Source organism: Pseudomonas sp. D8002, assembly GCF_013385695.1.
Classification (GTDB): Bacteria; Pseudomonadota; Gammaproteobacteria; order Pseudomonadales; family Pseudomonadaceae; genus Aquipseudomonas.
Window position 1 is genome coordinate 28,741 of record NZ_JACAPM010000041.1, and the last position, 7,853, is coordinate 36,593.

The following is a 7,853-nucleotide window of genomic DNA, read 5'->3' on the forward strand; positions in this document are numbered from 1 at the left end:
CGCGTTCATCCAGAATGCCCGCTTCATCGTTAACGACCTTCGCGAGCAAGCCCGCTCCCACATTTGGACCGCGCCCGCTTTAGCTTTTGATTTTGCTCTTCAACACTCAAGCCTAAGCGAGGAGCCGAGTGGTGGGGCAAGAGCGTTTTGCTTACTTTTGACTGGGCCGGCATTCCGGCTTTTCGAAAGTGAGCGGAACCCATATCAGCCATAACAAAAATAACGGATATGTACACCACCCCAAAAAGCCCTACCGCAAGGGCCCCAAAACCTGCCGATACCGCTCCACCCCCTGGCCCGTCTCCCGCACCAGAACCACCTCGATCCCCAGCGGTTCCTCCTGCCGATTCCCACTCAACTGCCGCCACCCCTTGTCCCAAACCCGCACCTGCAAATCCCTGACCTGCCCAAGCACCGCCACCGCATCCCTGGGCGCCGGCAGCGGATACCGATCCCGCGCCGGTGCAGCTGCCCGGTACAGCGTGTCGCCCTTGAGCCACCACCGCACCCGCTGCAACCCATCCCCAGGAATCGGCGCACTCCGGATCACCTCCAGCCGAAACCCCTTGCTGTCCGAACTCCTCACCGACACCGCCGCCAACCCGCCAGGCTTCGGCGCGTCTTCGCCAATCGGCGGCCCCAACTCAACCCCCGCGCGCAAGCTCACATCCAGCTGCATCTGGTTCAGCGCCCGCAACAACACCTCCGTCTGCTCACTGCTGGCCTGCAAATGCTGATCAGCCCGGGTCACACTGTCCAACCCGCGCCAGGCAATCACACTGACCACCGCCATCAACATGATCGCCACCATCACCTCGATCAGCGTAAAACCCTTCTGGTCACTCATGACTCACCACCCGCAACAACCCCGCCGCATCCCGTTGCAGGCTAAGGCTGTATTGCCCATCCGACAGCACCACCCGCACCGGCGGGTTCACCCATTCAGCATCCAGCACCAATGTTTTCCCGGGCTCGATGCGCACCTGCATCGGCGCACTGTCCCAGGCCCGCGGACGCAATTGCTGATCGCCGCTGAAGTTCTCCACTTCCAGCCCATCATCCGTCACGCGGCTGAAGCGAAATCCCTTGGCATCGGCTTTCCAGGTAATCGCCCGGCCATCGGCACGCGCCTCGGCCTGGGCCACCTGCAGCAATTGGCTCAAGCGTTCCGCGTCCTTGCGCAGCAGGTGCAGCGGATCAGGCTTGATGCTCAGGCTGATGGCCGCACTGGCGATGCCGATGATCACCAGCACCACCATCAACTCGATCAACGTGAAGCCCTGCTGTTTCATTTTTTGCTCCCTGATCAACCGCTGAAATAAAAAGGTGTGAATTGCCCTGTAGCCTGAGGCGACGGACAAACAGGAGGTCCCGCCCATGGCATTCATCCATCGTTTTTCACCCGCCCATGGCGTCCAGGCCTTGGCGTTGCTGGCGGTGCTGGCAGGGGTTGCGACCTGGACGCCACTGTTGCTCACGTCGGCCGAGTCCCACACCCCGCAGGCCGCGCCCCAGGCGTTGGCGGCCCGCAGCGACAACCCCGCCGTGCAATGGTTTTCCAATACCCCGGCGGTGATGCAGATCAAGGTCTCCGGGGTGCTTGCCGGGGCGCGTGGGGCGGTGGCGATCCTCAGTCTCAACGACGGCCCGCCCCGCAGCTTTTTGTTGGGTGAACGCCTGAGCCCCGGCGTGCGGCTGACGGCCATTGAAGGCGATAGCGTGGAGATCGAGCGCGGCGCGGAAAAAATCCGCGTGCCCCTCGACAAGTTGCCCGACGGGCCGGCGTTGCCAAGCCTCATTCGGCAGTAACCGGGCGCTTCACCGGCGGGCGCCCCAGCAGTGTCTCCAGGCGTGCCAGGGGGGGCGCTTCCCGGGTGGCGTCCAGCACCTGCACGCTGACCTGGAACAGGCGCCCATCCGGCCCGTTGCTGATGGTCTGTTCGCAACGCAGTTTCAGCCGGCCCTGGTCGCAGTCGAACGTCTTGCGCCCGGTGCTCACCCGACCTTCCAGGCGCAGTTCCGCCATCCGGCCCTGGGCTGCCAGCAGCGCCATCGACTTGTCCCGCAGCAGGCCGTTGCTGGTGGTCATCAGCCCGGCCACGCGTACCGCCGCCGCCATGGCCACGGCGATGATCGCCAGTGCCACCAACACTTCAATCAGGGTGAAACCTTGCTCGTTGCGGGGCCCGCCCATGGCGTACTCAAAACCGGGAAACAGGCCCGCAGACTAGCCCCGGGAGTTGACCGATTGGCGACCAAAGCTCCCGAGGATTTTCAACATGACTGACATGTGTTCTTGCAACACTGCGCCACGAAATGCACTCAAGCCAAGGAATGTCGACATGGATATCGCACACTTCACGTCAGCGCGCAGGCAGCGCGGTTTCACCCTGATCGAGATCATGGTGGTCGTGGTGATCCTGGGGATTCTGGCGGCGCTGGTGGTGCCCAAGGTGCTCGACCGCCCCGACCAGGCGCGGGCCACAGCGGCCCGGCAGGACATTGGCGGGCTGATGCAGGCCCTGAAACTCTACCGCCTCGACCACGGCTCGTATCCCAGCATGAACCAGGGCTTGAAGGTGCTGGTGGAACGCCCGGCCGATGCGAAAAACAGCAACTGGCGCGCCTACCTCGAACGCTTGCCCAACGACCCGTGGGGCAACCCGTATCACTACCTCAACCCAGGGGCCAACGGCGAAGTGGATGTGTTCTCCCTCGGCGCCGACGGGAAACCTGATGGTGACGGCGTGAATGCCGATATCGGCTCCTGGCAGCTGTAAGGCCGGCGATGAACAGCCATTCGCCTACAGCGGCGAAGCAGCGCGGCATGGCGATTATCAGCGCCTTGCTGATCGCCGCCGTGGTCGCGGTGCTTGCCGGCGCCATGCTCACCCGGCAAACCGTCTTCACCCGCAGCCTGGAAGCTGAACAACTGCGTATCCAGGGCCAATGGTTGTTGAATGGCGGTCTGGAAACCAGTCGCCAGCTCCTGTGGGACGCGCGCCGCCAGGACGTGTTGACCCGGCTCGATCAACCGTGGGCACGGCCCCTCGGCGGTGCTTTCGAGGGGCGGATTGAGGATGAGCAGGGCAAGTTCAACCTGCGCAATCTGGTGACCCAACAACACCTGGACGCCGGGCAATTGCAGAGCTTCGAACGCCTGTGCCAGTTGATCGGCATCGAGCCGGCCGTGAGTCGCCGCATCAGCCGGCGAGTGATCGACTCATACGACCAGCGCGAGCTCGGCGCCTCGCTTACCGGCGGTTTCAACAGCAGCCGGGATACCTCGCCCGGTGCCGCCGCGCCATTGATCCCGGCCAAGTACCCGATGTTGCGCAGCCTCACCGACCTCAGCGGTATCGAAGGCCTCGACCCGCGCCAACTGCGGCGCATGGCGAGCTATGTCAGCGTGCTGCCCGGCAATACCTGGGTCAACGGCAATACCGCCAGCGCCGAGGTACTCAGTAGCGTGGTGCCGGGGCTCAGCCTGTCCCAGGCTCAGGCACTGGTGGCCGAGCGCGACGGCGGGCGCTGGTTTGTCAATCGCGGGGATTTCGTCAACCGGTTGCGCATGCCACAAGTCGCGGTGGACACGGTGCAGGTGGGGATCACCAGCGAGTGGTTTCGCGTGCACGGCCAGGCGCGCCGCGAGCAGCGTCGGGTCACGCTGGAGGCGTTGCTGTATCGCCCGGAAGACCGTCAGCCTCAGGTGATCTGGTCGCGGGTGGGCGTATGAAGCGTTTGCGCATCGGCTTGCCGCCGCTGGATGAACTCACCACCGAGAGCCAGGTGCAGTTCGCCTGGCTGGACCGCGCCGGGCAGGTCAGCCAGCAGGGCGAGGGCCGCCTGGCGCAATGGGCGAATACCCAGGCGGAGTGTTTTCTGCATCCACGGGACAGCTTGCTGACCAGCCTGGAGCTGCCGCAATTGCCCTCCGCCAAGGTCGACGATGCAGTGACCTGTGCGGCCCAGGCATTGATCCTCGGCCCGCTGGAATTGATGCATGTGGCCCACGGTCCACGGGACAGCAGCGGCCTGGTGCAGGTCGGCTGGCTGCCCAAAAGCAGCCTTGAGCACCTGGGCCGGATAACGACCCAGCTGCAAATCAAAGTGCGTGGGCTGTACCCGGCGCCGTATGCGTTGCCAGTCAGCGGGCAACCGAGCGCGGCATTCAGCGACGGGCATTTGCTGCTGCGCCTCAGTGTCCAGCAGGGTGCGGTGCATCCGTTGGGACAGCCCGCGCTGGATGATCTGCTCGCCACCGGTGTCGATGTGCTCCATGTGGCCGACGATGCCCGTTGGAGCGGTACCGCGCCGGGCTGGGGTTTGCACGGTCGGCTCCAGCAGGCGGCAACCGGTGGCTGGGGCAGGGCGGCGGCCTGCACGGCGCTGGCGGTCGCCATCTGGGCCCTGGGCCTGAACCTCTACGCCGCCCGCCAGGTCGACGAAGGCCAACGCCTCAAGGCGCAGATGAGCCAGCAAGTACGCCAGGCCTTCCCCGAACTGCCGGTGATTCTCAACGCGCTGCAACAAGCCCGTCAGCAACTGGCCGCACGCCAGAGCGGCGCGGCGGCCGAACCTGGGCAGCGCTTTACCGGCTTGCTGGCGCTGGCGGGCAGCAGCCTGCCGTCCATGGCGGGCAGCGTCGAGAGCTTGAGCTACGAGCAAGGCCGCCTGCAGCTGAGCCTGCTGCCGGACGCCCGGACCCCGGCGCTGGCCGCTGACGCGCAGGCGCTGCTGGCCCAGGCCGGGTTCAGCGCCAGTCGCGACGACCAGGGCTGGACAGTCGGCCCGCTTACCGAGCGCGTTGAAGCCGATGCAGACGATGAGGCCGAAGATGAATAAGCGTTGGCAGCTTCTGCGCAGCCAGGCCCAGGTGTTCTGGAACGGCCTGGCCATGCGTGAAAAACGTCTGTTGGCAGGTGCCGGCCTGGTGCTGGCGGGCCTGCTGACCTGGTTGCTGTTGATCCAGCCACCGCTGAAGAAAATCGACTACTGGCAAGCCGAAACTCCGAAACTGCGCAGCCAGGCCGAGGCCTTGCAGGTGCTGCTGCAAGGCGTCGCCCCAGCCCCGCGCAGCAGTGACCTGGAAACCGCCTTGCACCAGTCCCTCGACAACGCCGGGCTGCAGGGCCGCTATCAATTGCAGCCGCAGGACACCGGCAGCTGGCGCCTGACCTTCGACGACGCCCCGGCGGACGCGGTGATCGACTGGCTGCTGGCCAACCCCCGGCCGTTCTCCCTGGAAGTCTCTGCGGCCCGCCTGCAACGCGCAGGCGAGGCCACCCCTTCAAACTCGGCCGGCACCTTGTCCGGGACCGTTCGCATGGATCAGGCGCCTGGCGCTAAGGAAGCTTCATGAAGTGGTCATTGCCCAACGCTGCGCCTTATCGCAAGGTCGCCCCTTTGCTCTTGTTGGCGCTGGGAGCGTGCAGCAACCCCCAATCCTCCGCGCCGTTGCTGGTGGACAGCGAACTCGGCCAACCCCTGGCCGACACCCGGCGCAGCGGCGACACACCACTGGACCGCCAGCGCGAAACCGTGCCGCCACCCCGGGTGCAACACCCGGTGACCAACAGCGCCCGCAGCCATGGCACCGCACCGGCCAGGGCGCGCAACCCGCTGGGTGATCAACCGGTACAACTGAACTTCGTCGACGCCGATATCCAGGCGGTGGTGCGCGCCTTGTCCCGCGCCACCGGCCAGCAATTCCTGGTTGACCCGCGTGTCAAAGGCAACCTCACGTTGGTCAGCGAAGGCCAGGTACCGGCGCACCAGGCCTACGACATGCTGCTGGCGGCGCTGCGCATGCAGGGCTTCAGCGTGGTCGACGTAGGCGGCGTGGCCCAGGTGGTGCCTGAGGCGGACGCCAAGCTGCTGGGCGGGCCGATCTACAGCGGCGCCAACCCGGGCGGGCAGGGCATGCAGACCCGCACCTTCCGCCTGCAATACGAAAACGCGGTGAACCTGATCCCGGTACTGCGCCCGATCGTGTCGCCGAACAACCCGATCAACGCCTACCCCGGCAACAACAGCATCGTGATCACCGACTACGCGGAAAACCTGGCGCGGGTGGCACAGATCATCGACGGCATCGACACCCCGAGCGCCATCGACACCGACGTGGTGAAGGTGCAGAACGGCATCGCCGTGGACATCGCCGCCATGGTCTCGGAGCTCCTCGAAACCCAGGGCGCCGACCAGACCCAGAAGATCAACGTGATCGGCGACCCGCGCTCCAACTCCATCATCATCCGCGCCGGCAGCCCGGAGCGCACGGAACTGGCGCGCAACCTGATCTACAAGCTCGACAACGCCCAGAGCAACCCGAGCAATATGCACGTGGTGTACCTGCGCAACGCCCAGGCCGGCAAGTTGGCGCAGTCGCTGCGGGGCTTGCTGACCGGCGAGAGCGACTCCGGTACCAGTGATAATGCCCGTGGCAAGTTGAGCAGCATGGGCGGCAACACCCAGGGTGGCCAGGGCAGTACCCAGAACAGCAGTGGCACTCCCACCGGCAGCGGCACTGCCCAGCCCAGCGGTTACGGGCAAGACACCAGTGCCGCTGGTGCTTCGTCCTCCAGCGACCAGAACACCGCGTTCAGCGCGGGTGGTGTGACCATCCAGGCGGATGCCACCACCAACACCTTGCTGATCTCCGCGCCGGACCCGCTGTATCGCAACCTGCGGGAGGTGATCGACATGCTCGACCAGCGTCGCGCCCAGGTGGTGATCGAGAGTTTGATCGTCGAAGTGGGTGAGGACGATGCCAGCGAGTTCGGGGTGCAGTGGCAGGCGGGCAACCTGGGCGGGAAGGGGGGCTTTGGCGGGGTGAACCTGGGGGGCAGCGGCTTGAATGGAACCCCCACCAGCAAGACCAGCATTGATGTGTTGCCCAAGGGTTTGAACATCGGGCTGGTGAACGGCTCGGTGGACATTCCGGGGATTGGCAAGGTGCTGGACCTCAAGGTGTTGGCCCGGGCGTTGAAGAGCAAGGGCGGGACTAATGTGTTGTCGACGCCGAACCTGCTGACCCTGGATAACGAGGCGGCGAGTATTTTTGTGGGGCAGACGATTCCTTTCGTCACGGGCAGTTATGTGACCGGTGGCGGCGGGACCAGCAATAACCCGTTCCAGACGGTACAGCGGGAGGAAGTGGGGCTGAAGCTGAACGTGCGGCCGCAGATTTCCGAGGGGGGGACGGTGAAGCTGGATATTTATCAGGAGGTCAGCAGCGTCGACACGCGGGCTTCGGTGGATGCCGGGACGGTGACGAACAAGCGGGCGATTGATACGAGTATTTTGCTGGATGACGGGCAGATCATGGTACTTGGCGGGCTGTTGCAGGATGGGTATAGCCAGAGCAATGACGCGGTGCCCTGGTTGTCGGATATTCCGGGGTTGGGGGCGTTGTTCAGGAATGAAAAGCGCAGTGTGACGAAGACTAATTTGATGGTGTTTTTGCGGCCTTACATTATTCGTGACGGCGGGGCGGGGCGCAGTATTACGCTGAATCGCTATGAGTTTATGCGCAGGGCCCAGGGTGGGTTGCAGCCGGAGCATAGTTGGGCGATGCCGGATGTGCAGGCGCCGCAGTTGCCTTCGGTGGATAAGGCGATTCCCGGGGGGCAGGGGGTTAGGGCGGTGATTCGGGCGGTGCCGCGGTGATTTGGGGTTTGGATGGGGGGCATATCCGTTGCTGCGGTAACGGCCACCTATGGTTCCGCTCTTACAGCGGGTCACTTTTGGCAAACGCCCCAAAAGTAACCAAAAGGTCTTTGCCCCACCACTCGGTGCCTCGCCTAGGCTCGGCATGCCCGCACTCCGGCCCGGTTCCGCGGGCCGCCGCGACG

Annotated in this window: 9 protein-coding genes; 6 read left to right on the plus strand and 3 right to left on the minus strand. The window is 64.8% G+C overall.

Annotated elements, in window-relative coordinates:
* Positions 1-250 precede the first annotated feature (250 nt).
* Together HX807_RS24615 and gspH are read right to left on the minus strand one after the other, a co-directional pair.
* On the minus strand, positions 251-847 hold the full coding sequence (locus tag HX807_RS24615; protein ID WP_177023358.1) for a type II secretion system protein GspJ: 597 nt from the start codon (positions 845-847) through the stop codon (positions 251-253).
* A complete protein-coding gene (gspH, locus tag HX807_RS24620; RefSeq protein ID WP_177051367.1) occupies positions 840-1,292 on the minus strand; it encodes a type II secretion system minor pseudopilin GspH in 453 nt (150 codons plus the stop codon). Before gspH ends, HX807_RS24615 begins: the two co-directional genes overlap by 8 nt.
* A gap of 85 nt (positions 1,293-1,377) precedes the next feature.
* On the opposite strand from gspH, the gene HX807_RS24625 reads away from it, so the two are divergent.
* Entirely contained in the window at positions 1,378-1,809 is a 432-nt protein-coding gene (locus HX807_RS24625) for a type II secretion system protein N (RefSeq protein WP_177051369.1), read from the plus strand.
* Here HX807_RS24625 and gspI read toward each other — a convergent pair.
* The gene (gspI, locus tag HX807_RS24630; protein WP_008431408.1) at positions 1,796-2,194 is read right to left on the minus strand and encodes a type II secretion system minor pseudopilin GspI; all 399 of its coding nucleotides are present in this window, start codon (positions 2,192-2,194) and stop codon (positions 1,796-1,798) included. The genes HX807_RS24625 and gspI overlap by 14 nt on opposite strands.
* Positions 2,195-2,342: 148 nt before the next feature.
* On the opposite strand from gspI, the gene gspG reads away from it, so the two are divergent.
* Genes gspG through gspD form a run of 5 tightly spaced genes read left to right on the plus strand, consistent with a single transcriptional unit; the run spans position 2,343 to position 7,668 of the window.
* Complete coding sequence (gene gspG / locus HX807_RS24635) at positions 2,343-2,780, plus strand: type II secretion system major pseudopilin GspG (protein ID WP_003218660.1); 438 nt, start codon at positions 2,343-2,345, stop codon at positions 2,778-2,780.
* Between the two features lie 8 nt (positions 2,781-2,788).
* Entirely contained in the window at positions 2,789-3,736 is a 948-nt protein-coding gene (gspK, locus tag HX807_RS24640) for a type II secretion system minor pseudopilin GspK (protein ID WP_177010048.1), read from the plus strand.
* Positions 3,733-4,845, plus strand: a complete 1,113-nt coding sequence (gene gspL, locus HX807_RS24645) for a type II secretion system protein GspL (RefSeq protein ID WP_177051371.1) — start codon at positions 3,733-3,735, stop codon at positions 4,843-4,845. The genes gspK and gspL overlap by 4 nt, the downstream gene beginning before the upstream one ends.
* A complete protein-coding gene (gspM, locus tag HX807_RS24650; RefSeq protein ID WP_177051373.1) occupies positions 4,838-5,362 on the plus strand; it encodes a type II secretion system protein GspM in 525 nt (174 codons plus the stop codon). Before gspL ends, gspM begins: the two co-directional genes overlap by 8 nt.
* A complete protein-coding gene (gene gspD, locus HX807_RS24655) occupies positions 5,359-7,668 on the plus strand; it encodes a type II secretion system secretin GspD (RefSeq protein ID WP_177051381.1) in 2,310 nt (769 codons plus the stop codon). The genes gspM and gspD overlap by 4 nt, the downstream gene beginning before the upstream one ends.
* The last annotated feature ends 185 nt before the right edge of the window (positions 7,669-7,853 follow it).